This window comes from Paraburkholderia strydomiana (assembly GCF_046030495.1).
Classification (GTDB): Bacteria; Pseudomonadota; Gammaproteobacteria; order Burkholderiales; family Burkholderiaceae; genus Paraburkholderia; species Paraburkholderia strydomiana_A.
Genome location: NZ_JAQQCJ010000004.1, coordinates 225,949 through 252,252 on the forward strand (window position 1 = coordinate 225,949; position 26,304 = coordinate 252,252).

At 63.1% G+C, this 26,304-nt stretch carries 26 protein-coding genes and 3 tRNA genes; 11 read left to right on the plus strand and 18 right to left on the minus strand.

The features are described 5' to 3' along the window. Nucleotides 1-32: 32 nt before the first annotated feature. Nucleotides 33-1,607 carry a UbiD family decarboxylase gene (locus tag PQQ53_RS07945; RefSeq protein WP_408323608.1) on the minus strand — a complete coding sequence of 525 codons (1,575 nt, stop codon included), beginning with the start codon at nucleotides 1,605-1,607 and terminating at the stop codon, nucleotides 33-35. 604 nt (nucleotides 1,608-2,211) lie between these two features. On the opposite strand from PQQ53_RS07945, the gene PQQ53_RS07950 reads away from it, so the two are divergent. Next, on the plus strand, nucleotides 2,212-3,396 hold the full coding sequence (locus PQQ53_RS07950; RefSeq protein WP_408152466.1) for a transglycosylase SLT domain-containing protein: 1,185 nt from the start codon (nucleotides 2,212-2,214) through the stop codon (nucleotides 3,394-3,396). A gap of 209 nt (nucleotides 3,397-3,605) precedes the next feature. Here PQQ53_RS07950 and PQQ53_RS07955 read toward each other — a convergent pair whose 3' ends face one another. From PQQ53_RS07955 to PQQ53_RS07990, 8 genes are all read right to left on the minus strand, one after another. Continuing rightward, nucleotides 3,606-4,802 (minus strand): pyridoxal phosphate-dependent aminotransferase, encoded by a 1,197-nt coding sequence (locus PQQ53_RS07955; protein WP_408140757.1) that lies wholly within the window; start codon nucleotides 4,800-4,802, stop codon nucleotides 3,606-3,608. A 140-nt stretch (nucleotides 4,803-4,942) separates the two neighbouring features. Further along, the gene (nusB, locus tag PQQ53_RS07960) at nucleotides 4,943-5,377 is read right to left on the minus strand and encodes a transcription antitermination factor NusB (RefSeq protein ID WP_121315472.1); all 435 of its coding nucleotides are present in this window, start codon (nucleotides 5,375-5,377) and stop codon (nucleotides 4,943-4,945) included. Further along, nucleotides 5,374-5,880, minus strand: a complete 507-nt coding sequence (ribH, locus tag PQQ53_RS07965; RefSeq protein WP_006050161.1) for a 6,7-dimethyl-8-ribityllumazine synthase — start codon at nucleotides 5,878-5,880, stop codon at nucleotides 5,374-5,376. The genes nusB and ribH overlap by 4 nt, the downstream gene beginning before the upstream one ends. 49 nt (nucleotides 5,881-5,929) lie before the next feature. After that, nucleotides 5,930-7,063: a bifunctional 3,4-dihydroxy-2-butanone-4-phosphate synthase/GTP cyclohydrolase II gene (ribBA, locus tag PQQ53_RS07970; protein WP_408140760.1), complete on the minus strand. Its 1,134-nt coding sequence runs from the start codon at nucleotides 7,061-7,063 to the stop codon at nucleotides 5,930-5,932. A 210-nt stretch (nucleotides 7,064-7,273) separates the two neighbouring features. Next, a complete protein-coding gene (locus PQQ53_RS07975; RefSeq protein WP_408152467.1) occupies nucleotides 7,274-7,888 on the minus strand; it encodes a riboflavin synthase in 615 nt (204 codons plus the stop codon). Nucleotides 7,889-7,903: 15 nt separating this feature from the next. Then, the gene (ribD, locus tag PQQ53_RS07980; protein ID WP_408140764.1) at nucleotides 7,904-9,061 is read right to left on the minus strand and encodes a bifunctional diaminohydroxyphosphoribosylaminopyrimidine deaminase/5-amino-6-(5-phosphoribosylamino)uracil reductase RibD; all 1,158 of its coding nucleotides are present in this window, start codon (nucleotides 9,059-9,061) and stop codon (nucleotides 7,904-7,906) included. 80 nt (nucleotides 9,062-9,141) lie between these two features. Next, a complete protein-coding gene (hemL, locus tag PQQ53_RS07985; RefSeq protein ID WP_408323609.1) occupies nucleotides 9,142-10,425 on the minus strand; it encodes a glutamate-1-semialdehyde 2,1-aminomutase in 1,284 nt (427 codons plus the stop codon). A gap of 158 nt (nucleotides 10,426-10,583) precedes the next feature. After that, nucleotides 10,584-11,225, minus strand: coding sequence for a hypothetical protein (locus PQQ53_RS07990; RefSeq protein ID WP_408152469.1), 642 nt, complete (start codon nucleotides 11,223-11,225; stop codon nucleotides 10,584-10,586). Nucleotides 11,226-11,527: 302 nt separating this feature from the next. Between PQQ53_RS07990 and PQQ53_RS07995 the strand changes: the two genes are divergently transcribed. The 3 genes from PQQ53_RS07995 to PQQ53_RS08005 all read left to right on the plus strand — a co-directional run bounded on the left by PQQ53_RS07995 (nucleotide 11,528) and on the right by PQQ53_RS08005 (nucleotide 13,810). Then, nucleotides 11,528-12,748, plus strand: a complete 1,221-nt coding sequence (locus PQQ53_RS07995) for a Bcr/CflA family multidrug efflux MFS transporter (protein WP_408323610.1) — start codon at nucleotides 11,528-11,530, stop codon at nucleotides 12,746-12,748. 173 nt (nucleotides 12,749-12,921) lie between these two features. Beyond that, nucleotides 12,922-13,152: a hypothetical protein gene (locus tag PQQ53_RS08000; RefSeq protein WP_408140934.1), complete on the plus strand. Its 231-nt coding sequence runs from the start codon at nucleotides 12,922-12,924 to the stop codon at nucleotides 13,150-13,152. A 253-nt stretch (nucleotides 13,153-13,405) separates the two neighbouring features. Then, nucleotides 13,406-13,810 (plus strand): RidA family protein, encoded by a 405-nt coding sequence (locus PQQ53_RS08005; RefSeq protein ID WP_408323611.1) that lies wholly within the window; start codon nucleotides 13,406-13,408, stop codon nucleotides 13,808-13,810. 145 nt (nucleotides 13,811-13,955) lie between these two features. Here PQQ53_RS08005 and PQQ53_RS08010 read toward each other — a convergent pair. The 4 genes from PQQ53_RS08010 to rph all read right to left on the minus strand — a co-directional run bounded on the left by PQQ53_RS08010 (nucleotide 13,956) and on the right by rph (nucleotide 16,707). Beyond that, nucleotides 13,956-14,045 (minus strand) — tRNA-Ser (locus PQQ53_RS08010). A gap of 55 nt (nucleotides 14,046-14,100) precedes the next feature. Beyond that, on the minus strand, nucleotides 14,101-15,330 hold the full coding sequence (gene hemW / locus PQQ53_RS08015; protein ID WP_408323612.1) for a radical SAM family heme chaperone HemW: 1,230 nt from the start codon (nucleotides 15,328-15,330) through the stop codon (nucleotides 14,101-14,103). Next, a complete protein-coding gene (rdgB, locus tag PQQ53_RS08020; RefSeq protein ID WP_408323613.1) occupies nucleotides 15,327-15,974 on the minus strand; it encodes an RdgB/HAM1 family non-canonical purine NTP pyrophosphatase in 648 nt (215 codons plus the stop codon). The genes hemW and rdgB overlap by 4 nt, the downstream gene beginning before the upstream one ends. After that, entirely contained in the window at nucleotides 15,967-16,707 is a 741-nt protein-coding gene (rph, locus tag PQQ53_RS08025; RefSeq protein WP_408140775.1) for a ribonuclease PH, read from the minus strand. The genes rdgB and rph overlap by 8 nt, the downstream gene beginning before the upstream one ends. Nucleotides 16,708-17,033: 326 nt before the next feature. Between rph and PQQ53_RS08030 the strand changes: the two genes are divergently transcribed. From PQQ53_RS08030 to PQQ53_RS08050, 5 genes are all read left to right on the plus strand, one after another. Continuing rightward, nucleotides 17,034-17,957: a YicC/YloC family endoribonuclease gene (locus PQQ53_RS08030; RefSeq protein ID WP_408323614.1), complete on the plus strand. Its 924-nt coding sequence runs from the start codon at nucleotides 17,034-17,036 to the stop codon at nucleotides 17,955-17,957. A gap of 17 nt (nucleotides 17,958-17,974) precedes the next feature. Next, a complete protein-coding gene (gene gmk, locus PQQ53_RS08035; RefSeq protein WP_408323615.1) occupies nucleotides 17,975-18,658 on the plus strand; it encodes a guanylate kinase in 684 nt (227 codons plus the stop codon). A 60-nt stretch (nucleotides 18,659-18,718) separates the two neighbouring features. Further along, nucleotides 18,719-18,922 (plus strand): DNA-directed RNA polymerase subunit omega, encoded by a 204-nt coding sequence (gene rpoZ / locus PQQ53_RS08040; RefSeq protein WP_044848533.1) that lies wholly within the window; start codon nucleotides 18,719-18,721, stop codon nucleotides 18,920-18,922. Nucleotides 18,923-19,022: 100 nt separating this feature from the next. Continuing rightward, nucleotides 19,023-21,377, plus strand: a complete 2,355-nt coding sequence (locus PQQ53_RS08045) for a RelA/SpoT family protein (RefSeq protein WP_408323616.1) — start codon at nucleotides 19,023-19,025, stop codon at nucleotides 21,375-21,377. A 121-nt stretch (nucleotides 21,378-21,498) separates the two neighbouring features. Beyond that, nucleotides 21,499-21,987 carry a phage protein NinX family protein gene (locus PQQ53_RS08050; RefSeq protein ID WP_408323617.1) on the plus strand — a complete coding sequence of 163 codons (489 nt, stop codon included), beginning with the start codon at nucleotides 21,499-21,501 and terminating at the stop codon, nucleotides 21,985-21,987. Nucleotides 21,988-22,079: 92 nt separating this feature from the next. Here the strand turns inward: PQQ53_RS08050 and PQQ53_RS08055 are convergent. Then, nucleotides 22,080-22,156, minus strand: a tRNA-Arg gene (locus PQQ53_RS08055). A 76-nt stretch (nucleotides 22,157-22,232) separates the two neighbouring features. Beyond that, a tRNA-Arg gene (locus PQQ53_RS08060) sits at nucleotides 22,233-22,309 on the minus strand. Between the two features lie 121 nt (nucleotides 22,310-22,430). Here PQQ53_RS08060 and greB point away from each other — a divergent pair. Beyond that, entirely contained in the window at nucleotides 22,431-23,000 is a 570-nt protein-coding gene (greB, locus tag PQQ53_RS08065; protein WP_408323618.1) for a transcription elongation factor GreB, read from the plus strand. Nucleotides 23,001-23,042: 42 nt separating this feature from the next. On the opposite strand, the gene PQQ53_RS08070 is transcribed toward greB, so the two are convergent. The 3 genes from PQQ53_RS08070 to PQQ53_RS08080 all read right to left on the minus strand — a co-directional run bounded on the left by PQQ53_RS08070 (nucleotide 23,043) and on the right by PQQ53_RS08080 (nucleotide 25,379). Then, entirely contained in the window at nucleotides 23,043-23,306 is a 264-nt protein-coding gene (locus PQQ53_RS08070; protein ID WP_408323655.1) for a transposase, read from the minus strand. Between the two features lie 148 nt (nucleotides 23,307-23,454). Next, complete coding sequence (locus tag PQQ53_RS08075; protein ID WP_408323619.1) at nucleotides 23,455-24,603, minus strand: porin; 1,149 nt, start codon at nucleotides 24,601-24,603, stop codon at nucleotides 23,455-23,457. 533 nt (nucleotides 24,604-25,136) lie between these two features. Next, nucleotides 25,137-25,379 carry a hypothetical protein gene (locus tag PQQ53_RS08080; protein ID WP_408323620.1) on the minus strand — a complete coding sequence of 81 codons (243 nt, stop codon included), beginning with the start codon at nucleotides 25,377-25,379 and terminating at the stop codon, nucleotides 25,137-25,139. A gap of 441 nt (nucleotides 25,380-25,820) precedes the next feature. Here PQQ53_RS08080 and PQQ53_RS08085 point away from each other — a divergent pair, with 441 nt between their 5' ends. Then, entirely contained in the window at nucleotides 25,821-26,024 is a 204-nt protein-coding gene (locus PQQ53_RS08085) for a cold-shock protein (RefSeq protein WP_007180812.1), read from the plus strand. Nucleotides 26,025-26,304: the final 280 nt, after the last annotated feature.

Here is a 26,304-nt window from a genome sequence, read left to right on the forward strand (position 1 = left end):
GCTTTGTTATTGGTCTTGTCGTGCGGCTCGCCTTACAGGCCCAGGCCCAGCTCGTTCCACAAGCTGTCGACGCGCTGTTTGACCGCATCGTCCATGACGATCGGGCGGCCCCATTCGCGGTCGGTTTCGCCGGGCCATTTGTTGGTCGCGTCGAGTCCCATCTTCGAGCCGAGGCCCGCGACGGGCGATGCGAAATCCAGATAGTCGATCGGCGTGCGATCGACCAGCACCGTGTCGCGCGCCGGATCGATGCGCGTGGTGATCGCCCAGATCACCTCTTTCCAGTCGCGGATGTTGACGTCCTCGTCCACCACCACGATGAATTTCGTATACATGAACTGGCGCAGGAAGCTCCACACGCCGAACATCACGCGCTTCGCGTGGCCGGGGTAGCTCTTCTTCATCTGCACGATCGCCATGCGGTAGCTGCAGCCTTCGGGCGGCAGATAGAAGTCGGTGATCTCGGTGAACTGCTTCTGCAGCAGCGGCACGAACACTTCGTTGAGCGCGACGCCGAGCACGGCGGGCTCGTCGGGCGGTTTGCCGGTGTACGTGGAGTGATAGATCGCGTCGCGCCGCATCGTGATGCGCTCGACCGTGAAGACCGGGAACCACTCCTGTTCGTTGTAATAGCCGGTATGGTCGCCGTACGGGCCTTCGAGCGCGTGCTCGTACGCGGCCGACGCGCCCTTGGCCGGACGCGGCGGCGCGCCTGCGGGAGCGGGCGAGGGCGTGCCCTCTTGCGGATAGATGAAGCCTTCGAGCACGATCTCGGCGCGCGCGGGCACCTGCAGGCCGTCGACGCCCGGCGTGAGGCACTTAGCGAGCTCGGTGCGCCCGCCGCGCAGCAGGCCTGCGAACTGGTATTCGGACAGCGTGTCGGGCACCGGCGTGACCGCGCCGAGGATGGTCGCCGGATCGGCGCCCAGCACCACGGCCACCGGATAGGGCGTGCCGGGGTTCTGCAGCGCGAATTCGCGGAAATCGAGCGCGCCGCCGCGATGCGCGAGCCAGCGCATGATCAGTTTGTTACGTCCGATTAGCTGCTGGCGATAGATGCCTAAATTCTGGCGGCTCTTGTTCGGACCTTTCGTGACGGTCAGGCCCCATGTGATCAGCGGACCGGCGTCGCCCGGCCAGCAGGTCTGGATCGGCAGTCTGCCGAGGTCGACGTCGTTGCCCTCCCAGACGATTTCCTGACAGGGCGGCGCGCTCACGGTTTTCGGCGCCATATCCCACACCGCCTTGGCGAGCGAAAGCAGCTTGCCCGCATCCTTGAGGCCCTTCGGCGGCTCCGGCTCCTTCAGCGCCGAGAGCAGCCGGCCGACGTCGCGCAGCGACTCCAGCGCCGCGCCGTCGCCTTCGCCGGCTTGCGCGTCGATACCCATGCCGAGCGCGACCCGGCGCGGCGTGCCGAACAGGTTGCCGAGCACCGGGAACGCATGCCGCTCCTTGCTCTCGAACAGCAACGCGGGGCCACCGGCGCGCAGCACGCGGTCGCATACCTCGGTCATTTCCAGGTTCGGCGAGACGTGTTGCGAGATGCGGCGCAGTTCGCCAATCGTTTCGAGACGGCCGACGAAGTCGCGCAGGTCTTTGTATTTCATCTGGTGCGGGTCAGGGGCCGCATCAGCGGCAAAAGAGAAGGGCGCGGCGGGCTGCACGGTGCCGGAACGAATTGTCGATTTTACCTGCGTTGGCTAGCGCACGTAGATCGACCGAATGGCTTACTCCGAACAGATGAGGTCGGTGCGTCCAAAAGGCGCATCCCGCGTGGCTCGTGCTGAACTGAACACTGTTCATTATTACAAATAGTTATACATTTGCTATTCTATAGTGTTGACGATCTATAAAACCCTGCATAGAATCCGTCCACATTGGTTGCAGGGCGTGAACCTTTTTACCACTGCCCCCGGTCCCACTGACGCAACGCGTCACCGCTTACCGATTCCCTGCACGGTTTTGCCGGTTTTTGAAGTCCTCGCCAGCGCCGATTGACGCTGGTTTTTCGCGTGGGAGCCAACGCCTGCTTTCTTAGCATCGCGTGTGCCATTTTTTCGAGATGGGCTCCCCACAAACGGTATTTGCCGTTTTCCCGACGTCGCTGCTGCCCTAACCAGACAGAGCACGCGATGTCTTGACTCTACGAACGTGTGGTACCGCCATCTTCATCGGGCGGGGTTCGCAGATCATGCAACATGGGAGATCTGAATGAACGCCTGGTTATCGTGGCGTCCCGATGAGCGTATTGCGCAAGTTGTGCGTGGTGTGCTGCGTCGCGGGACGCGAATGAGTCATTACCTGTTCAGCATTGTCGGCGGTGTCGCTGTCGTGCTGGCAGTCGCGCTGTGGCTGATGCCGGCTTGGCGCGGCACTCTTGCCGCTCGGTTGATGCCGGTCATCTCCGCCGCTGTGCAAGCGGGTCCCGCCCGTCTGCTGCAGGGCAATCCGCTGCCGTCCTTCGGTCCGCCCGGCAACGTGGGTGTGTCTTCCGACGACACGCTCTCGTCCAACTCGACGAACGGCGCGGAGACGAACAACGGTGCAAACAGCGGCGGCACCAGCCTCACCGTGAGCAACACCAGCTTCGACGGCGCTTTCGACGGCTCTGGCTCGGCCGGTATGGGCGTCGCGGCGCTGAACGGGCTCGATCCGCGCACCATGCAGAGCGTCACCGCGCTCGCACGCATGATCCCGTCGCAGCGCGTGTCCGCCGATGCGCGTGACGATCGCGTGCTGATCTCAAGCCGTGAGCAGGATCTGGTTGCGTCGTACCTGGCGCGGCGTTATCGCGTCGCTCAGGAGCCTGTCAGCGAGCTGGTGAAGGCGGCCTTCGACACGGGCCGCGAAGTTGGTCTCGATCCGCTCCTGCTGCTTTCCGTGATGGCGATCGAATCGGGCTTCAACCCATACGCCGAAAGCGGCGTGGGTGCGCAAGGCCTGATGCAGGTGATGTCCAAAGTGCATTCGGACAAATTCCAGTATTTTGGCGGCGAGAGCGCAGCTCTCGAACCGGTCGCGAACATCAAGGTGGGCGCGCTGGTGCTGAAGGATTGCATCGCCCGAGGGGGTTCGCTGCCGGGCGGCTTGCGTCTTTACGTCGGCTCGACCTCGCAGGACGACGGCGGCTACGGTGCCAAGGTGATGGCCGAGCGTGGCCGTCTGCGCGACGTGGCCCGGGGCCGCAAGGTGCCGATCAACGCGCCGCAGGCGCCGGTGCTGACCGCGTCGACCACCACCACGGCGGCGGCTGCCAGCGGCGGCAAGCGCGTGCAGGTGACGCTTCAGGGCGCCCATCAGCTGAGCGAGGCGAGTCCCGTGAAGGCGCCGGCGGCTCCTGAGCAGGACGATGCCAACACGAAGCACGTGGCATCGGCTTCGGAGTTGGGCGCTTGAAGTTGGGCGGCATCATGCCGGTGTAGCTGTCGGCAATTTGGTGCACGAGTAGCGGTTATGAAAAAGGACACCTAGGTGTCCTTTTTTGCGTCTGGAGAATCAGGAGGCGCGGTGCGCGGGCGGTCGGTGGGTCAGGGCGCGCGCGCAGAGGTCATCGGCAGGCCCCGTCGCGGCAAATTCCGAGCGCCGCAGATCCGGCCCGCTGCTTGTCAGTGCCGCCCGAAGAGCTTCGCCAACCGCTCGACCGCTTCCTCCAGCTTGGGATAGGCCGTGGCATACGACAACCGGATGTACTCCTTCGGCGCGTGCGTGCCGAAGTCCATGCCCGGCACCAGCACCACGCCCGCGTCGTGCAGCATTGCTTTGGTGAGCGCTGCGCTGTCGCCGGCCGCGGGATGCGCGACGGTGCGGCAGTCGGCGTACACATAGAAGGCGCCGTCGGGCATCACCGGTACCGAGAAGCCCAGCGACTCCAGCGCCGGCGCGATGAAGTCGCGGCGGCGCTTGAACTCGAGGCGCCGCGCTTCATAGATGGCGATCGTTTCCGGCTCGAAGCAGGCGAGCGCCGCGTGCTGGGCGAGCGCCGACGCGCAGATGAACAGGTTCTGCGCGAGCTTTTCGAATGCGCCGACCATGCCAGGCGGCACTACCAGCCAGCCCAGCCGCCAGCCGGTCATGTTGAAGTACTTCGAGAAGCTATTGACGGTAATCACGTCGTCGCCGAACGAGAGCGCCGACACTGGCTTGGCGTCGTAGCTCAAGCCTTGGTAAATCTCGTCGACGATGGTGAACCCGCCACGCGCCCGTACGGACTTGACGATGCGTTCGAGTTCGGCCGGTTCGATCGACGTGCCGGTTGGGTTCGACGGCGACGCGAGCAGCACGCCGCGGGTGCGCTCGTTCCATAGGCGCTCGACATCGGCGGCGGTCAGCTGGAAGCGTTCGGCCGGCCCGCTCGGCACCATCACCGGCTTGCCTTCGGCGGCGATCACGAAATGACGGTTGCACGGATAGCATGGATCGGGCATCAGCACTTCGTCGTCGCGGTCGACCAGCGCAGCACAGGCCAGCAGCAACGCGGCGGAGGCGCCGGCGGTGACGACGATCCGCGCCGGATCGACGCTGACGCCGTAGACCTCGGCGTAATGCGCCGAAATCGCTTCGCGCAGCGCGTGCAGGCCGAGCGCGTTGGTGTATTGCGTGACGCCACGGCGCAGCGCATTGGCCGCCGCTTCGATGACCGGCTCGGGCGCGGTGAAATCGGGCTCGCCGATTCCCATGTGAATGATGTCGCGTCCGTCGCGCTCGAGGAGCGCGGCCTCCTTGGCCAGTTCCATCACGTAGAAAGGCTGGATGGCGTCGACACGCGCAGCAAGCCGCACCAAAGGTTCGGTCACGGAGTTCATACAGTCAAATCCAGTTCAGAAGCAAAAGCGGGACGGCGTCCTGCGCGTTCATCACGCGTGAAACGGCGTCCCTGCAAACAGTTCGGCTTTTCCAGGCGAGGCGCGTGACACCGGCGTGGCCGACGTCTTGCACCGCATACTCAATGCTTGCGAGCCGCCTGCGTTTCGTCAGCGCGCAGTTGCGCCGAGAGCTTGTCCAGCACACCGTTCACGTACTTGTAGCCGTCCGAGCCGCCGAACGTCTTGGCGAGCTCAACCGCCTCGTTGATGACCACGCGATAGGGAATATCGACGTGATTCTTCAGCTCGAACGCGGCCACCAGCAGCACCGCGCGTTCGACCGGCGAGAGCTGCTCGATGGGACGGTCGAGACACGGCGCGATGGCGGCGGAGAGCGCTTCCGAATCGCGCATCACGCCATGCAGGATCGCGTCCAGATGTTCGTGATCCGCCTTGTCGAAGCCTTGCGCGCCGCGCAGTTGCGCGTCGATCTCGCCGGCGGGCGAACCCGACAGCAGCCACTGATAAAGCCCCTGCGTGGCCAGTTCGCGGGAGCGTCGGCGTGCGCTCTTCATGCCTCTTCCTCTTCTTCGTCTTCTTCTTCGTCGTCGCCGCCGAGTTGTTCGAGCGCGACGGCGAGATTCGCCATTTCGACGGCCACGCGCGCCGCGTCACGACCTTTCTCGGTCATACGGGCGACGGCTTGTTCGTCGTTCTCGGTGGTCAGCACGGCGTTTGCAACCGGAATGCCGAAGTCCAGGCCGATACGCGTGATGCCCGCGCCGCTTTCGTTCGACACCAGTTCGAAGTGGTACGTTTCGCCGCGAATCACCGCGCCGAGCGCGATCAGTGCGTCGAATTGCGCGCTTTCCGCGAGCTTTTGCAGCGCCAGCGGGATTTCCAGTGCGCCCGGCACGGTGACGAGCAGCACGTCTTCGCCGGTCACGCCGAGGCGTTCCAGTTCTTCGATACAGGAGTCCGCGAGGCCGTTGCAGACGGGTTCGTTAAAGCGCGCCTGGACGATGCCGATGCGCAGTCCGTCGCCGTCGAGATTCGGTTGGTATTGTCCGATTTCCATGTGAATTCCGTAGTGTTTTGAGTGGGCGCTAAGCGCGTGAATGGTCGGATCAGCCTTGCGGGGCCTGCGCGGCGCTGCCCGGCATCGGTACGAAACCTGTGACTTCGAGACCGTAACCCGACATGCTGCCCAGCTTGCGCGGGTTCGACAGCACCTGCATCTTGCCGACACCGAGCTCGCGCAGAATCTGCGCGCCGATGCCGTACGTCTTGAAATCGACCGGCCGGCGCTTGAGCGCGTTGGCTTTTTCCTTCGAGTCGAACGCCTTGAACACGTCGATCAGATGATCTTTCGAGTCGCCGCAGTTCAGCAGCACGACCACACCGAGGTCGCGTTCGGCGATTTCTTTCATCGCCGCGTCTAGCGTCCACGAGTGGGTGGATTCGCCGACTTCGAGCAGATCCAGCACCGACAGCGGTTCGTGCACCCGCACCAGCGTGTCCTCGTCCGGGTTCGGCGTGCCGCGCACCAGCGCGATATGCGGCTGGCCGCTCGGCTGATCGAGATACATGACCGCGCGGAACGCGCCGTGCGCGGTCTGCATGGTGCGTTCGCAAATACGCTCGACGATCGACTCGGTGCGGCTGCGGTAGTGGATCAGATCCGCGATCGTGCCGATTTTCAGATCGTGCTCTTTCGCGAACTCCATCAGGTCCGGCAGGCGCGCCATCGTGCCGTCGTCCTTGATGACCTCGCAGATCACCGCGGCCGGCGTGAGACCCGCCAGCGCGGTGAAGTCGCAACCCGCCTCGGTATGGCCGGCGCGCACCAGCACGCCGCCGGGCTGGGCCATGATCGGGAAGATGTGGCCCGGCTGCACGATGTGCTCTGCTTTGGCGTCCGGCGCGACCGCCGCGGAGATCGTGCGGGCGCGGTCGGCGGCCGAAATGCCGGTGGTCACGCCTTCGGCCGCTTCGATGCTGACCGTGAACGCCGTGCCGTACTGCGTGCCGTTGCGGTAGGTCATCAGCGGCAGGTTCAGCAGCTTGCAGCGTTCCTGCGTGAGCGTCAGGCAGATCAGGCCACGGCCGTAGCGGGCCATGAAATTGATCGCTTCCGGCGTGACGAACTCGGCGGCGATCACGAGGTCGCCCTCGTTTTCGCGGTCTTCTTCGTCGACGAGGATCACCATCCGGCCGGCTTTGAGTTCGGCAATGATCTCTGGAGTGGAGGCGAGCGTCATGTTGGCGAGATTTTCGGGAAAGCGCGTATTTTACGCCACGCGCGAGTCCAAGTCGCCTCCGCCGGATGGCATAGGCCGTTTGGCCGACTGGCGACGGCCCTTGGGCCGTTGCTATGCTCGTCGAAACGATGCACGCATGAACCGGCTGAAAGCGGCAGGGCGCCGCTGCCAGCCCATGCGTGGCCGGGCCTCGCGCCCGGCATTGGCCCGTTATTTCGGCGCGTTCAGCATGCGCTCGACGTAACGCGCGATCAGATCGATTTCCAGATTCACCTGCGTGCCTTCGCACAAACGCTTGAGCGCGGTCACTTCGACCGTATGCGGAATCAGGTTGATCGAGAACTCGCAACCATCGTCGCGATCTTTAACCGAGTTGACGGTCAGGCTCACGCCGTTGACAGTGATCGAGCCTTTGTACGCCAGATAGCGGCCGATCTCGCGCGGCGCCAGCACGCGCAGTTCGTGCGATTCGCCGACCGGCGCGAAATGCGTGACCGTGCCGAGGCCGTCCACGTGGCCGGAGACGATGTGACCGCCGAGCCGGTCGTGCGCGCGCAGCGCCTTCTCCAGATTGACTTCGCCGATCTCGCCGAGGCCCGCCGTGCAGTTCAGGCTTTCGCGCGACACGTCGACTTCGAACGAATGGGCGGTCTTCGCGACCACGGTCATGCAGGCGCCCTGGATCGTGATGCTGTCGCCGAGCTGCACGTCGCCGAGGTCGAGGCCGCCGGCTTCAACGTTCAGGCGCACGCCCGCGTCGCCGTCCGCGCCCAGCGGCTTGACTGATTCGATGCGGCCCACTGCCGCGACGATTCCTGTGAACATCGTGCTAATCCTTGGTCATTTCGAAACGGAGGGAGGCGCGGGCGTCGTGCCGGTTTCGGCTGAGGTCTGCGGCGCGAAGCGCGCAAGAATCCGCAGATCGTCGCCGATCCGGTCAACCGCGTGGAAATTCAGTTTGACACGGCCGTCGAGCGTTTCGGGCGCGCCGAGGTTGAACATGCTCATCGAATCCATGCCGAGCAGGCTCGGCGCGAGATAGACGAGCAGTTCGTCGACACAGCCCTCGCGCAGCAGCGAGCCGTTCAGCTTGTAGCCCGCCTCGACGTGCAACTCATTGACGTTGCGCTGGCCGAGCACTTTCAGCAGGGCGGGCAGATCGACCTTGCCGGCCGCGTTCGCCAACTGGATGATCTCGGCGCCGCGATCGCGTAACGCGGCTGCGCGATCGGCATGGCGCTGATCGAGATTGCCGCAGAAGATCAGCGTGGGTGCGCCGGCCAGGATCTGTGCGTCCGGCGGCACGTCGAGCTGACTGTCGATGAGCACGCGTTGCGGCTGGCGCGGCGTGTCGACCGCGCGTACCGTCATGCGCGGGTCGTCTTCCCGGACGGTGCCGATGCCGGTCAGAATAGCCGATGCGCGGGCACGCCACGCGTGACCATCGGCGCGCGCGGCTTCGCCGGTGATCCATTGGCTGATGCCCGACGGCAAGCCGGTGCGGCCATCCAGCGAGGCCGCCACTTTCATGCGCACCCACGGGCGGCCACGCGTCATGCGCGACACGAAGCCGATGTTCAGTTCATGCGCTTCGTTCGCAAGGAGCCCGCAACGCACTTCGATGCCGGCGTCGCGCAACATCGCGAGACCGCGTCCCGACACTTGCGGATTCGGGTCTTCCATCGCCGCGACCACGCGCGCGACCTGCGCGTCGATGAGCGCGTTCGCGCACGGCGGCGTGCGGCCGAAGTGGCTGCACGGTTCGAGCGTCACGTAAGCGGTGGCGTCGCGCAGATCGTGGCCGCGCGAGCGCGCGTCCTTCAACGCGCGGATCTCCGCGTGATCCTGGCCCGCCGGTTGCGTGAAGCCTTCGCCGATCACCTCGCCGTTCTTGACGAGCACGCAGCCTACGCGCGGATTCGGGTCGGTGGTGTACATGCCGCGCCTGGCCAACGCGAGCGCGCGTTCCATATGGACGAAGTCGGTTTGCGAAAACATCGGGATCCGGTCGGGTACGGTGGCTAGGCTATGTCGAGTTTCGGTTTCGCTGTTTCTGCTGTTTCGAAGCCGCGCGGGCCTCAGGCCGCAAGCGACGCGAAGGCGCCGCGCGCCGCGTCGATCGTGGCGTCGATGATCGCATCGTCGTGAGCGATCGACACGAAGCCCGCCTCATACGCCGACGGCGCGAAGTACACGCCCGCGTCGAGCATCTTGTGAAAGAACGCGTTAAAGCGCGGCACGTCGCTCTTCGTGACTTCGGCGAAGCTGCCCGGGATCGAGTCGGTGAAGTAGAGGCCGAACATGCCGCCGAGCGAATCGGCCGTAAACGGTACCTTCGCTTCGCCCGCGGCTTGCGCGAGTCCCTGCACGAGGCGTGCGGTGCGTGCCGCGAGCGTCTCGTAGAAGCCCGGCGCCTGGATCAGTTGCAGCGTCTTCAGGCCCGCGGCAACCGCGATCGGGTTGCCCGACAGCGTGCCCGCCTGATAGACGCCGCCGAGCGGCGCGAGGTGAGCCATGATGTCGCGCCGTCCGCCGAAGGCCGCCGCCGGCATGCCGCCGCCGATCACCTTGCCCAGACACGTGAGGTCCGGCGTGATGCCGTACACCTCTTGCGCGCCGCCGAGCGCCACGCGAAAGCCGCACATCACTTCGTCGAAGATCAGCACCGAGCCGTATTCACTGCACAGGCGTCGCAACGCCTGCAGGAATTCCGGCGTGGCGCGCACGAGGTTCATGTTGCCCGCGACTGGCTCGACGATCACCGACGCGATCTCGTTGCCGAACGCCTTGAACGCTTCTTCGAGTTCGGCGACGTTGTTGTATTCGAGCACGGTGGTGTGCTTCGCGATATCCACCGGCACGCCCGCCGAGGTCGGATTGCCGAAGGTCAGCAGGCCCGAGCCGGCTTTGACGAGCAGGCTGTCCGCGTGACCGTGATAGCAGCCTTCGAACTTGACGATGCGGCTGCGGTTCGTGAAGCCGCGCGCGAGACGCAGCGCGCTCATGGTTGCTTCCGTGCCGCTCGACACCATGCGTACCTGTTCGATCGACGGCACCAGCTTGCAGATTTCTTCGGCGATTTCCACTTCCGACTCGGTCGGCGCGCCGAAGGAAAAGCCGTTGGCCAGCACGCGCTGCACTGCTTCGAGCACTTCCGGGTGAACGTGGCCGAGGATCATCGGGCCCCACGAGCCGATGTAGTCGGTGTAGCGCTGGCCGTCCGCGTCCCAGAAGTAGGGGCCTTGCGCGCGCTCGATAAAGCGCGGCGTGCCGCCGACGGAACGGAAGGCGCGCACCGGCGAGTTCACGCCGCCCGGAATGGTGCGTTGCGCGCGTTCGAAGAGGAGTTCGTTTTTGGACATGGCGATGGCTGGAATTGGGGTTGCGCAGCGGCGCAGGCTGCCCGTGGGCGATTCGCGCGATGCTGGGATAGGTGGAGAAATTGTACCGGAGTCGGCGTGAACGGGTTTAGCGGCGGGCCCGATAGCGTCCTGATGGCGCGGCTTGTGCGCCACTTTTTTTAACCTTGTTGTGCGCGTTTCGTCACGGCCTTCTTCACCGTGGTTCGGGTTGCCGGCGCGCGTCTCTGCTTGCTTGCCTGGTTGCTTGCCGTCTTTGGCTTCGAGTCCTCGGGACTTGCCGCCGCGCGTTGTGCCGCCGCCGCATGCGCCGTGACTTTGCTCGACCGCGTGGGGCCCGCTGGCGTGTCGAGTTTCGGCTGCTTGCGTTTGCCCGTGAGTTCGGCCCAGCGCTTTTCCAGCGCGCCTTCGGCGATCGGCTTGATCACGGTGCCCGAGCTCTGCGCGTCCCATGTCTGCACGGAGAACGGAAACGTGCGCAACATCTCGCGCGGGATCACCGGTGCTTCGTGCGCGTCGACGAGCCAGTCGTATACGAAGTCGATGCACAGGCGATAGCCGCGTTTCGTCGCCGGGTCGGGGACTTCATATGGCGCGCGCGTCACGTAACCTGAGCCGAAGATGCCCTTCGGTTGCTGCGCGACGCGATGCAGGAACACGCGATCGCCCGGCAGGATGCCGCGCGCAAATCCGCAGCCCCACACGTCGCTGACCGCGACGCCCGCGGCGACGCGTTTCGCAACGTCGGGCAACTCGGGCCACGGCCATTTCTTGGGGCTCCAGATCAGCAGGAAGGCGGTCATCGCATGCTCGAAACAGAATGGATGGGGAAGGGCGTGCCTGGTTTCTGGCACGGACCGAACGGTCAGGCGGCAGCTTAACCGATCGACGGCGCGCTTGCCGCGTGCTGTCCGCGCGGTGGCCGTCCGGCCATGTTCGCATGTGGAAACCGGCGAGGCACGGCTAAACACGGCGCGAAGGGCGAGCATAGCCCGAGCACTCGCAAGCCCGAGCCCGTCGCGTACAATCGAACCCGATACACTGCCGCTGTCCCGTTCTACCCGTTCCGCCGCCGATGACGGCGCGGCGCTCCATCCGGATTCCCATGTCTCACGTCGTCAGAAGCCGGCCCGATGGCCGGCTGATTCTGTTGCTCGGTGCGCTTGCCGCATGCGGGCCGATTTCCATCGATATGTATTTGCCGAGCCTGCCCACCATCGCGCAAGCGTTCGCGATCAGCACCGGCGCGGCCCAGGCGACGCTCACCAGTTTCATGTTCGGCTTTTCGATCGGCATGCTGCTGTATGGCCCGCTGTCCGATACGTATGGACGGCGGCCGGTCCTGCTAGGCGGCATCGTCGTGTACGCGCTGGCGAGCGTAGCGTGCGCGCTGTCATTCTCGATCGGCTCGCTGGTGATGTTCCGCTTCGTGCAGGCGCTCGGCGCGGGCGCGGCGTCGGTGCTCGCGCGTGCGATTGCGCGCGACGCGCACGGGCCGACCGATGCCGCCCGCGTGCTGTCGATGCTCGCGATCGTCACGTCGATCGGTCCGTTGCTTGCGCCGCTGATCGGCGGCCAGTTGCTGCTGCTCGGCGGCTGGCGCGTGGTGTTCGTCGTGCTGACGCTGTTCGGCGCTGTGTGCGCGGTGACCGCTTTCCTCAAGGTGCCGGAAACGTGGCCGCGCGAGAAGCGCGCGCAGTCGGCGTTGCTGAAATCGTTCGGCGCGTACGGCAAGCTGCTGCGCGATCCGGTCGCCTGGGGGCACATGCTGTGCGGCGGCATGGCGTTCGCGTCGATGTTCGCCTACATCACGGCGACGCCGTTCGTGTACATCGAGTATTTCCACGTGTCGGCGCAGCATTACGGCTTCCTGTTCGGGTTGAATATCGTCGGCATCATGTTCGGCAACTTCCTGAACACGCGTCTGGTCGGCCGGCTCGGCTCGCTGCCGATCATCTCCTTTGCGGCGACCGTGAGCTGTGTGGCTTCGCTGTTCGTCTGTCTTGTTTCGCTGACCGGGTGGGGCGGCTTGTGGTCGATCGTGTTCGGTCTGTTCTTCGTGGTGGGCGTGGTGGGTGTGCTGTCCGCCAATTGCACGACCGACCTGATGCACCGTTATCCGCTGAACGCCGGCGCTGCGGCCGCCGTGTTCGGCGCGGTGCAACTGGCGCTCGGCGCGTTGTCGAGTCTCGCGGTCGGACTATGGCAGGACGGTTCGCCGAGAGGCATGGGCGTCGTGGTGGGCGTTGCCGGTTCGTTATGTTATGTCGGGCGGATACTGGTCGTCCGATGGCACGGGACGAAGGCGCCTGCGGCTGTTGTGTGACAGTTGCCTGGGCGCTTTGCCCGAGGCGAACCCGCTGGATCGTCGGCATGGCACATCCGTTCGTCGCGCGCAACCAGGCGTCTCTACGGAAAACACCAGGTGTTGCGTGCGCGCGACCTTGCGTTTCAAATTGCATTGCTATGATGGAGTCACTGTTCCTCGGAGCGGCAATCATGGCGATCAGAGACTTGATGAATGGCGAACGGCAGCATGCGGCTTTCGCCGAAGCGCAGAAGCTGGCTGACAGCGGCGCCTATCACGATTACACGGACATCGAATACGTCTTGCGCTTTGATTATGGGTTGACCGATGTGTCGGCGCTGCTTGACAGTCAGCCGATGCATCGCGACCTGAATCGTCGTTGCGCGGATGCGCGCGAAAAGCTGGAGGCGCTCAGCGTGTGACGGGTGCGGTGAGCGGTCGAGCGGAATCGTGGGTTGATGCGTGCGAGCGGCGCCGGATGCTGGTTGGTCCTTAACTCTTTGGCGCAGCGCCTCGCGCATTGAGCGCAACGGCTTCCTTGCGCGATGGCCGCGTGTCCCTTCATCGCTTTCGAGCATGACGACGCTCGTTGCATGACCGCGCGAATGCGTGCGGCGGGGTTCATCATGTGCGCAACTTGCGTCGCTGACGCTTCGTCACCGTTGGAGTGAATTCATGGCTGTTAGCCAGCACGATCCACGTCTGCCCAAGACGGGCAATCCCACTACGCTTGCAAAACCAGGCGGTCACTACAGCCACGTCGCGATCGCGAACGGCTTCGTGTTCGTCTCCGGGCAATTGCCGATCAATGCGCGGGGCGACAAGCTCGCCGATGCGTCGTTCGAAGCGCAGGCCGAACAGGTTCTGGCGAACGTGCAGGCCGCTCTCGAAAGTGCCGGCAGCAGCATCGCGCAACTCGTGCAGGTGCGCGTCTATATCGTCGATGTCGAATACTGGATGAGCTTCAACCAGATCTACGCGCGCTGGGCCGGTGAAGCGCGGCCCGCGCGTGCTGTCGTGCCGGTGCCGCAACTGCACTATGGATTCAAGATCGAGGTCGAGGCGACTGCGCTGGTTTAAAGCGCGGCGTTTGCGTCGAAGATGGCGCTGCCGAACACACTCGGGGCGGGGGAGGTGCGCGTGCTGCATAAGCAGCGGTGCAGTCCCGCGTGAGCGCGCGCGGCGCAAACGAAAAACGGGCCAATTGGCCCGTTTCCTGATGACTTGGCGGAGGCGGTGAGATTCGAACTCACGGAAAGATTGCTCCTTCGCCGGTTTTCAAGACCGGTGCCTTAAACCACTCGGCCACACCTCCAAGCCCGAAATTGTAACCTGAAAAAACCTCGCTGCGGTGCTCGGTCGATCGGCAATCACTGCGGATCTTTCAGAAACAGCGCTTGCAGATCGTTCAGGAACGCCTGGCCGAGCGGTGTCGGCGCGATCTTCTCGTGGTCGCGCGTGATCAGCTTGCGTTTTTCGGCTTCCTGCAACGCCGGTTCGATCGACGTCATCGACAGCCCCGTGCGCTCGATGAACCGATGCACCGGAAAGCCTTCCACCAGCCGCAGCGCGTTCAGCATGAACTCGAACGGCAAATCGCGCGGCGCGACTTCGTGCTCTTCCTGCACCGCCGTGCCCGCCTTCGCCTGCTCGATGAACGTGGTCGGATGTTTGTAGCGCACCTGGCGCAGCACGCGATTCGGAAACGACAGCTTCGTATGCGCGCCGGCGCCGACGCCCAGATAGTCGCCGAAGCGCCAGTAGTTCAGATTGTGCTTGCTCTGCCGATGCGGCTGCGCATACGCCGACACCTCATAGCGCTCGTAGCCGGCGGCCGTCGTGCGTTCGTGGATCCAGTCCTGCATGTCGGCGGACGCGTCGTCGTCGGGCAAGGCGGGCGGGAATTTCGCAAACAGCGTGTTCGGTTCGAGCGTCAGGTGATACAGCGACAGGTGCGGCGGAGCGAACGACAGCGCCGTGTCGATATCGGCCTGGCATTCGGCGAGCGTCTGCCCCGGCAGCGCGAACATCAGGTCGAGGTTGAAGTTGTCGAACGTGGTCGCGGCGACTTCGACCGCATGGCGCGCTTGCGCCGCATCGTGAATCCGGCCGAGCGCCTTCAGATGCGCTTCATTGAAACTCTGGATGCCCACCGACAGACGGTTCACGCCGCTCGCGCGAAACTGCGCGAACTTGTCGGCCTCGAACGTGCCGGGATTGGCTTCGAGCGTGATCTCCGCGTCGGCGTCGAGCGGCAGCAGCGCGCGGATATCCGACAGCATGCGGTCGAGACCCGCCGCCGACAACAGGCTGGGCGTGCCCCCACCGATGAACACCGTATGCACCTGGCGCCCCCAGATCAGCGGCAGCGCCATCTCGAGATCGGCGCGCAATGCGTCGAGGTAATCGCTCTCGGGAAACGTTTCGCCTTTCCACTCGTGCGAGTTGAAATCGCAATACGGACACTTGCGCACGCACCACGGAAAATGCACGTACAGCGCCAACGGCGGCAGCGACGTCAGTCGAATACTGCCCGGCGAGGTGAATGCCTTGATGACGCCGTTGCCGATGTCGGCGGGCGCCGGCCTGATCGGAATCACGCTTCCTCCGAGAGGCGCGCGAGCAGCTGCCGCAATGCAATCGCGCGATGGCTGCTGGCGTTTTTCACCGCGGGCTCCAACTCGGCGGCGCTCGCGTTCAACGACGGCAAAAAGAAGTACGGGTCGTAGCCGAAGCCATGCTCGCCGCGCGGCGCTTCGAGAATTTCGCCATGCCAGCGGCCTTCGGCGATCAGCGGTTCGGGATCGTCCGCGTGACGCACGAGCGCGAGCACACAGTAGTAATAGCCGCGCCGATCGCCTTCGCCCTGCAACGCGGCGACGAGGCGCGCGTTATTCGCCGCGTCGCTTTTCTCGCCGCCAGCGAGTTGCGCGTAGCGCGCCGAATACACACCCGGCGCGCCCCGCAATGCGCGCACGCACAGACCGGAGTCGTCGGCGAGCGCGGGCAGGCCGGTGAGCTTCGCCGCATGACGTGCCTTGGTCAGCGCGTTTTCGACGAAGGTCGGATGCGGCTCTTCCGCTTCCGGCACGTTCAGCGCGCCCTGGGCGATCAGTTCGATGCCGGCCGCGTCGAGCAGCGCCGCGAACTCGCGCAGCTTGCCCGCGTTGTTCGACGCCAGCACGATTTTCTTCAAGGGCGCGCCTGCTGCATACGCGCCGTCGTCTTGACGAACCTCACTCACTCTTTTGCTCCAGCGCTTCTTTCTGCTTGGCGATCAGCGTGTTGATGCCGTCGCTCGCCAGATCCAGCAGCGCATTCATTTCGTCGCGCGAGAACGGCACGCCCTCGGCGGTGCCCTGAATTTCGACGAAGCCGCCTGCGCCCGTCATCACCACGTTCATGTCGGTGTCGCACTGCGAGTCTTCGTCGTAGTCGAGGTCGAGCACCGGCAGCCCGTCGTACACGCCGACCGAGATGGCCGCGACGTAATCCGTAATTGGCGAGCTTTCGATGCGGCCCGTGGTCAGCAGTTTCGCCACCGCGTCATGCGCGGCCACGAACGCGCCGGTGATGCTGGCCGTACGCGTGCCGCCGTCGGCCTGGATCACGTCGCAATCGATGTGCAGCGTGCGCGCGCCGAGCTTCTCGAGATCGAACACCGAGCGCAGCGCGCGACCGATCAGCCGCTGGATTTCCTGGGTGCGCCCGGTCTGCTTGCCGCGCGCCGCTTCACGGTCGCTGCGGGTATGCGTGGCGCGCGGCAGCATGCCGTATTCGGCGGTGAGCCAGCCCTGGCCGCGGTCGCGCAGGAACGACGGCACGCTCTCGGCGATGCTCGCGGTGCAGATCACTTTCGTGTCGCCGAATTCGACCAGCACCGAGCCCTCCGCGTGCTTCGTGTAGTGGCGCGTGATGCGCACGTCGCGCAGCTGATTGGCCTGGCGGCCGCTGGGGCGTTGGGTGTCGTTGGTCATGTTGGGATCGGTCAGGAAGAAATGCGGAGGGAAACCGCGATTTTACAGCCGATCGACGGGCGCGGTCAGCCGCGCGCATTGCCGATGAACGGCGGTGGCGGGCGACGAGCGCGAATGCAGGGCGGTAAGCCGCGCCGAATGATGTATCGGCGAAGTCGGGCCACTGAGCCGGCCACTGAGCGCTCTCCCGCATGCACGCTCGTTCGCGGCGGAGGTCGCCACCAAAAATGGGATAATGCCGATTCCCCGCCCCGCGTCTCGTACACGCCGGGCGCTTTGCCTCTCAGGCCGGCGTTGAACGCATGGCCGCAATCGCGAGAAATACGATGATCTACAGCATGACTGGCTATGCGAGCGCCACGCGCGAACTCGTCGCGGCCTCGGGTACCGGCGGCGTGAGCGTGTCGGTCGAACTGCGCACGGTGAACTCGCGTTTTCTCGATCTGAACTTCCGCATGCCGGAAGACGTGCGCGTCTGCGAGCCAACGCTGCGTGAAATGCTGATGAACAAACTGTCGCGCGGCAAGGTGGATATCCGTATCAACCTGCAACGCAGCGAACAGTCGGCGAACGCGGGCGCGATCAATCGCGACGCGCTCACGCAACTGGCGCTGCTCGAACGCACGGTGCTCTCGACGTTCCCCGAAGCGGGCCGCCTGCGCACCGGCGAAATTCTGCGCTGGCCGGGCGTGCTGGCCGAAAGCGGCGTGGCGCCGGAAGTGCTGCGCGATGCGGTGCTCGCGTGCGGCAAGCAGGCGATCACCGATCTGATCGACGTGCGGGCCCGCGAAGGCGCGCAACTCGCGACGATGCTGCTCGCCAACGTCACCGAAATGGAAACGATCGTCACGAAGATCACGCCGCTCGTGCCGGAATTGATTACGAAGCATCAGCAAAAGATCGTCGAGCGTTTGCAGGAAGCGCTCGGTATCGCCGCGCCGGATACGGCCGCGACCATCGTTTCGCGCGAAGAGATCAACGAGCGGATTCGCCAGGAAGTGACGATGTACGGGATCCGTATCGACATCGCCGAAGAACTGTCGCGCCTCACGGCCCACCTGAACGAAACGCGTCACGTGATCGAGAAGGGCGGCAAGGTCGGCAAGCGGCTCGACTTCATGATGCAGGAGTTGAACCGCGAAGCGAACACGCTCGGCTCGAAGGCGGCCGCAAAGGAACTCGCGGATTCGTCGATGACCCTGAAGCTGCTCATCGAACAGATGCGCGAGCAAGTACAGAATCTGGAATAAAGCTGGACACCACCAACATGACCGATCACCACACACGCGAAAGCGGCGCACCGCGCAATCCGTACGCCGGCGCTTATCCCGGCAATCTGTTCATGGTCGTCGCGCCTTCGGGCGCGGGCAAGTCGACGCTCGTGAACGCATTGCTCGCCGGCGACGACGCGATCCGCCTGTCGATCTCGTACACGACGCGCCCGCCGCGCCCCAAGGAGCAGGACGGCGAACACTACCACTTCACCAGCGTCGACGACTTCATGAAGCGTCACGACGAGGGCGAGTTTCTCGAAAGTGCGGAAGTGCACGGCAACTACTACGGCACGTCGCGCGTGTGGATCGAGGAGCAGATGAGGAGCGGCCACGACGTGCTGCTCGAAATCGACTGGCAGGGTGCGCAGCAGGTGAAAAAGCAGTTTCACAACGCGGTCGAAATTTTCATCCTGCCGCCGTCGCTCGATGCGCTCGAAGAGCGTCTGAAAAAGCGCGGCCAGGACGAGCCGAATGTGATCACGCGCCGCCTGCTGGCAGCCGGCAGCGAGATGGCGCACGCGGCCGAAGCGGAGTACGTCGTGATCAACGAGAACTTCGATCGCGCATTGAGCGAACTGCAGTGCCTCGTCGCCGCCACGCGTTCGCGCTTCGCCTCGCAGTACGCGCGTCACACGCAGCTTTTCGTGCAGCTCGGCATTCACCTGCCGCACGCTTGAGCGCGGCGTTGTGCCGAGCACATAAGGTAGAATAAGCAACATACTGAGAAGGAACCCAACATGGCCCGCATTACCGTCGAAGACTGCCTCAAACAGATCCCGAACCGTTTCGAACTCGCACTTGCTGCAACCTATCGCGCGCGTCAGCTCGCGCAAGGCCACACGCCGAAGATCGAAAGCCGCGACAAGCCCACCGTCGTCGCACTGCGCGAAATCGCATCCGGCCAGGTCGGCGTCGAAATGCTGAAGAAGGTGCCGGTTTAAGGCGCAGTGTTCCGTTTTCGATTGCCACGTATTTGCCACACCCAGTTGCATCATTAACGTACAGACCGGCGTCCAACCCTAACCCGCTACGGAGGCGACCATGAGTGCTACCCCGCCCACCGCCACGGAAGCGGACCACGACGCCGACTCACCCTCGTCTGCACGGAAGTACATCGACGCGGTCCTGGAACAATCGTTCCGCCATCTGTTCGGACCCACCGCCACGCCGGAGCAGCCACGCCGGCATGACGTCGTCTCCATCGCCAAACTGACGTCCGCGTTGTCCGGCTATCTGCAGCCGGAAGAGATCAAGGACATCAAGGCGGCGTTCCATTTCAGCGACGAAGCCCACCTCGGCCAGTACCGCCAGAGTGGCGAGCCCTACATCACGCACCCTGTCGCCGTCGCGGAAATGTGCGCCGGCTGGAACCTCGACGCCCAGTCGATCATGGCGGCGCTGCTGCATGACGTGATGGAAGACCAGGGCGTGACCAAGGCCGAACTCGCCGAGCGCTTCGGCGCGAAGGTCGCGGAACTGGTCGACGGCCTGTCGAAGCTGGACAAGATGGAGTTTCGCAATCGCGAAGAAGCGCAGGCGGAAAACTTCCGCAAGATGCTGCTCGCGATGGCGCGCGACGTCCGCGTGATTCTGGTGAAGCTCGCGGACCGGCTGCACAACATGCGCACACTCGGCGCGGTGCCGCCGGAAAAGCGCCGCCGCGTGGCTCGCGAGACTCTGGATATCTACGCGCCCATCGCTCACCGCCTGGGTCTGAACAACACCTATCGCGAGCTGCAGGATCTGAGCTTCGCCAACTTCAATCCGCATCGGTACGCCACGCTCGAAAAAGCCGTCAAGGCGGCGCGCGGCAACCGGCGCGAAGTGGTGGGCAAGATTCTGGAGTCGGTGCAACGCGCCATTGCCGACGCGAAGATCGACGCGGAAGTCACCGGCCGCGAGAAAACCATCTTCAGTATCTACAAGAAGATGCGCGATAAGCAGTTGTCATTCTCGCAGGTGCTCGACGTGTACGGTTTCCGTGTGGTGGTGGAAAGCGCGCTGGAGTGCTACACCTGCATCGGTGCGCTGCATGCCTTGTATAAGCCTGTGCCGGGCAAGTTCAAGGACTACATTGCGATCCCCAAGGTGAATGGCTATCAGTCGCTGCACACCACGCTGGTCGGCCCGTTCGGCGCGCCGATCGAGTTTCAGGTGCGCACGCGCAAGATGCACGAGATCGCCGAAGCGGGCGTGGCCGCGCACTGGCTGTACAAGAACGGCAGCGCGGACCTGAACGATGTGCAGAAACGCGCGCACCAGTGGCTGAAGTCGCTGCTCGACATTCAGAGCGAGGCGGGCGATTCGAGCGAATTCCTCGAACACGTCAAGATCGATCTTTTCCCGGATGCGGTCTACGTGTTCACGCCGAAGTCGAAAATCATGGCGCTGCCGCGCGGTGCCACCGCGCTCGACTTCGCGTATTCGATCCACAGCGACCTGGGCAATCAGTGCGTCGCGGTGAAGATCAACAATGAACTGCTGCCCCTGCGCACCGAGTTGAAGAGCGGCGATATCGTCGAAGTGATCACGGCGCCGTACTCGAAGCCGAATCCGGCATGGCTCGGTTTCGTGCGCAGCGGCAAGGCGCGCTCGGCCATTCGCCACTATCTGAAGACGATGCGTCTGAACGAGTCCGTGCAGCTCGGCGAGCGTCTGGTCGACCAGGCGCTGAAGGGCTACGGTCTCGCGCTGTCGGATGTGACGCCGGAGGCGTGGGAAAAGCTCGTGCAGTGGACGGGTAACAAGAACCGTCAGGAAATTTTCGCGGACATCGGTCTCGGCCGGCGTGTCGCGGCGGTGATGGCCAAGCGCATCGAAGTGCTGATGAGCGGGCGCGACGCCGACGACGACGGCTCGCGCTCGGGGTCCGCGCCGCATGCGCCGCCGGTGGTCATCACGGGCACCGAGGGCATGTCGGTGCAACTGTCCGCCTGCTGCCGTCCGATTCCGGGCGACGACATCATGGGCTATATCGGCATCGGGTTGGGCATGGCCATCCACACCACTGACTGCCGCGTCGCGCAGCGCATCCACAAGCGCGATCCGGGCCGCTGGATCGACGTTGCGTGGGCGCCGCAGCCGGGCCGTCTGTTCGACGTCGCCGTGAAGGTGCTGGTCAAGAACACCAAGGGCGTGTTTGCTCGCGTGGCGGCCGACATCACGTCGGCGGATGCGAACATCGTCCACATCGCGATGGACGAAGACCTGTCGCAGGAATCCACGGTGCTGCGCTTCGTGATCCAGGTCAGCGATCGCGTTCATCTGGCCAACGTGATGCGCCGCGTGCGTACGAATCCGGACGTCATGCGCATTGCGCGCGAACGGCCGAGCGAAGAGGCGCATCACCGTCACGAAGGCGGCATGCGAATCGATCGCGAGCGCGCGGACTACTGACCGCGCGGTTTTGCGCCCCTGGGTTGGCCTCGGCGTGCTCGGCGAGCGCCAGATGTTCTCTGCTCTTATCTGAACGTGCCGGCTACCGGCGAGTCTCACCTGAAACTCTGGGAGAACGCTGATGAATGTAGCCGACCTCAACGGCGTGGCGCTCGATTATTGGGTGGCCCGCAGCCTGCACGACTTCGTGCGCGAAATCTATTTCACCGACAGCGGCGAAACCGTCTCGATCCGCGGCAACGATCGCGGCCGTCCCTGGGATGGGCGCTTCACGCCGTCCACGTCATGGGAGGCAGCCGCGGCGGTCCTGGAGCGTGCGCAGCGGCTCGAAGTGCGTGAGCGGACCGACGGCGGCGCGGCGCACTGTGTCGCGGAATTTCACGGCGGGCAGCGGGCCGTCGAAGGGCGGGGCGATTCATTGCGGGTGGCGTTGCTCCGGGCGTTCGTTGCAAGCCGTTTCGGCGATAGCGTCGACGAAGTGCTGCGCGAGCCGCAAGCGCTGACCGGCGGCCGGGTTCGTCCGATCGGCGAGCCTACGTCGGAAGGTGTTATCGAGGACGTGCCGAGCCCGGATGGGCGAATCGGCGATATCCAGTCGCCGCCGCGGTAATCTGAAAGGTGATGCGAGCAGGGTGCCCGGGCGCTTACGCAAAAGCGCGAGACAAAAACAAAGGGCCTTCCGATTGGAAGGCCCTTCATGGTTGGTGCGGCTGGCAGGATTCGAACCCACGACCCCTTGGTTCGTAGCCAAGTACTCTATCCAACTGAGCTACAGCCGCACGCTTAAACCGGTGATATTTACTTCAACGAAACCGGGTAAAACTGAGGACTTCCCGCAGGAAACCCTCGAATAGTTGGTGCGGCTGGCAGGATTCGAACCCACGACCCCTTGGTTCGTAGCCAAGTACTCTATCCAACTGAGCTACAGCCGCACACAGAAACGAGATTATAGCCAAAGGTTTTGGAAAATGGAAGCGTGTAACTGCGATTTGTCTCATGGGCCTGATCGTGTACCCTTGATAGGCAGTCGATTGCTGCAGTTAACGGACCATCATGAACAAGGCCTTTGTCAAAGAGTCGAGTGAAGAGAATGACGACGACCTCGACGTCGCCCAGCCGGAAGTCCCCGCGGGTACCAAAAACTACATCACGCCTGCCGGCTACCGGCGCATGCGCGATGAACTGCTGAATCTGATCGATGTCGAGCGGCCGGAAGTGGTCAGGCTCGTGTCGTGGGCGGCGTCGAACGGCGATCGCTCGGAGAACGGCGACTACATCTACGGCAAGCGCCGCTTGCGCGAGATCGACCGGCGAATTCGCTTTCTGACCAAGCGGCTGGACCTTGCTGAGATCGTGGATAGCAGCAAACAGGAGAACGTCGATCAGGTTTTCTTCGGCGCGACCGTCGACTATGCGACGGAAGACGGCGACGCGCATGCGGTGACGATTGTCGGGATTGACGAGGTTGATCTGGATATCGGGCACGTGAGCTGGATTTCGCCGATTGCGCGTGCGTTGCTCAAGGCGAAGGTCGGCGATACGGTCACGCTGTTCACGCCGGCCGGTCCGCAGCCGATCGATATTCTCGACGTCAAGTACCCGCCGCCGGATACGGGCGGATAAGCACGCCTGCGGCGTGCTTGATATCGATGAGGGCGGAGCGGATCAGACTGTCTCGCGGTGGTGGTCCGCGCTGCCCAGTGCAGGGGAGCAGGGAGAGCCTGCACGCTGATGGGCAAGCAGCGTACGCACCTGATCGAGCATGCCGCTGCGCTTCCAGCTCAGATACTTCGCATAGCAGGTCCGTTGCGGCGGAAAGTGCGTGGGCGGGTACATCCAGCGCTGGCCCCACAGAATAGCTTCGAGCACGGCGCGCGAGTTGGCGGCCGAGCGTCCGCAGGTCTTTTGCATGGCCGCCGCCGGAAGCAGCTATTGAATGCGCTTCCACTCAGCACTCGACAGTCGGTCTATCCCGTCTTTTCGTCAAAAGCGTCGTAGTGCGAATATAGACGAGGCGAAAAAAAAGGCGCCGCGAACGGCGCCTTCACTGCTGCGACTACTCCGCAGCTTTGGAAGCTTAGAAGCGGTGACGCAGACCTGCGGTCACAGCGATTTGCTTGTTGCTGCTCGACGCTGCGCCCAGGCCATTGATGCTGGCGTCGACGATGGCGCCCTCGTTGGTTTGCTGATACACGCCTTGCAGGTACACGTCGGTACGCTTGGACAGCGAGTATGCCGTTTGCAGGTTGAACTGGTTCCAGTGCATATGCGAGCTGGACAGGTTCGCGCGGGTGTACGTGTACGCACCGGCGATGCTCAGAGCCGGCGTCAGAGCGTAACGAGCATTGGCTTCGAAGTTCTGGAACTGAGCACTGTTGGTCGGGAAGCCGACGCCACCCGCCACACCCGACGAGCCCTGGCTGATGCCGGCGAGACCCGACAGGTTCGTTTGCGAGTACACGAGGCCGACCGTTGCCGGGCCGAACGCGTAGTTAGCGCCTGCGCCCCACGTTTGCTGACGTTCAGCGAAGAACGTGTTGTCGCCCGAAACCGCACCACCCGAGTTGAATGCAGCGGCCGCAGTGTTCGCGCCGTTGCTGTTCAGTTGCATATAAGCAGCAGCGACGTTCAGGCCGCCCCAGTTGTACGACGCGCCCGCGCTGTACGCACGGTTGTTCGCGAAGCCGGCAGCCTGATTCGAGAAGCCGTACAACGCGCCGAACTTGAAGCCGCCGTAGTTCGCGCTCTGGTACTTGACCGAGTTATTGATACGGAACGAGTTGTTCAGGTTGTCGTTGTCGAACGGGTGGGCGAACTGCGTGCCGCCGTATTGCGTGCCCGTCAGTGCCAGCGGGCCGACGTAGTCGACCATGCTGTCATATTGACGACCGAGGGTCACGGCGCCGAACTGGTTGCTCGCCAGACCGACGAAGGCCTGACGGCCGAACAGACGGCTGTTCTGCTTGAGCGTGCCGTCATTGATGCCGAAGCCGTTTTCCAACGTGAAGATGGCCTTCAGACCGCCGCCCAGATCCTCAGCGCCACGCAAGCCGAAACGGCTGCCGTTCACCGAGCCGCTCGTCATCTGCCAGTTGCTGTGGTCATGCTGGTTGTTCGTATAGGTGATGCCGGCGTCGATCAAGCCGTACAACGTTACGCTGCTTTGCGCATGCGCGGCGGTTGCAAAAACGCCCGTGAGGGCCGCGACCATGAGTGTCTTCTTCATTGTGTAACTCCGAGAGCGAGAGATGTATCTGGAACCCTGGCTTGGGAGACCTTCACACGAGCGCATGCTGCGAGAGGCAGATTCGTGTGAAAAGCGCGTTGACCAAATCGCGCTGGTTTCCGGTTAGGCAGAGTTTAGAGAGACACTTCACAAAGTGGGCGTTCCGATTTTCGCAATAAAGTATTACGCAATTAGAAACGATGCATGAATGCAGCGTGAGCCTTATGGATAAAGGCTTGCAGCGTTATTGCGGGAGTGGAGTGATGGGTGCGCGGGAGATTGCGTTGCTCATTTGCGACACTAAACGACGCAAAAAAACAACGCATCAATATCAAAACAGGATTGTTGTTATCCGTGCAATAGCAGATTGTTAATTGTGTGAATAATGGAAATGAATTGGGCGGCTATACTCTAATTTCTGCTTTTCGAAGCGGACTTTTTCGTTGACGAAAAAGATCTCCAAACCTTTGTCGGCGCGACTCCCCAGTCGCGCTTTTTTTTCGTCTGCGCGATTCGAATCCGCCGGACATCACTCAGTGTGCGGGTGCTGCGCCCTCCAGGTGGCTCCAGTCGGTCGCCGACGACGCGCTCCAGTCTTCCATCACGTACCGGCGCGCGTCCATTGGGGACGACAGCAGGTTCTGCCAATGATCCCCATGCCACATGGGATCGAATTCGAACGCCGCGTCGGTGATCGGCTCGGGATGGTCGGAAGCGGTCTTTGCGTGCGAGGGGGTGAGCCAGACAAAGAGGCGGTGGAGTTGATTGAGCAGCATGGCAATCTCCTGATACGCGTTTACTACGACAACTGGGCTCGATCATCCCGCCGTGAATGTGGCGCAACAAGTCGGACAAACACTTACTAAATACAGATTTTGTTACATTTATTTTCTGTAAATCAGAAAAAATTCCCGTCGGTGGGGGTGTATTTGAACTGTCCGGGCAATATTTCCTTGATGGGTTACTCAGTAGTTAATGAATATGCATCAGGGATTTTCTAGTGAAATTCGGTCGTTATCTCAGTATGTGCTAACTGCATATGGAAAATTTTCTTGACGACAATTATTCGTTCCCCGTATAACGGCAAGTCTGAATTTCAGCTGTCAGTTCGGGGTATTGGAAGGCTGCCTGATATCAGGATAGCTGGCGAAGTGGCAGTGTTATTCGGACATAAGGGCAATGCCCGATTTTTGTAAATCATCGAGGGAAACTGAAAAATGGAAACTGGTATCGTCAAATGGTTCAACGATGCTAAGGGTTTTGGCTTCATTACGTCGGATTCAGGCGGAGAAGATCTGTTCGCGCATTTTTCCGAAATTCGCGCGGACGGCTTCAAGTCGCTGAAGGAAAATCAGCGTGTTTCCTTCGACGTCAAAGCCGGCCCGAAGGGCAAGCAGGCAGCGAACATCCAGCCGCTGTGAGCCGTGCGGCGCGCGCCGCCGATTGCCAGAGAGCCCTCGCCGCGTGCGAGGGTTTTTTATGGCTTATACGATTTTTCCAATCAGATCCGTAGGAATTTTTGATTAAAGCCGCGTGGGTTTGAAGTGGCGAAGCGTTGATTTTTGGGTGTGGCAGTTATTGTTTTTGATCAAATCATTTTGATCGAATCAAATAGTGCCCCACGGTCCGCCGGCATTCAGCGGCATCCGGCGGTTTACCCTCAAAATGCCATCTCCCTCGCGGCAATCCCGTCGCATCAAC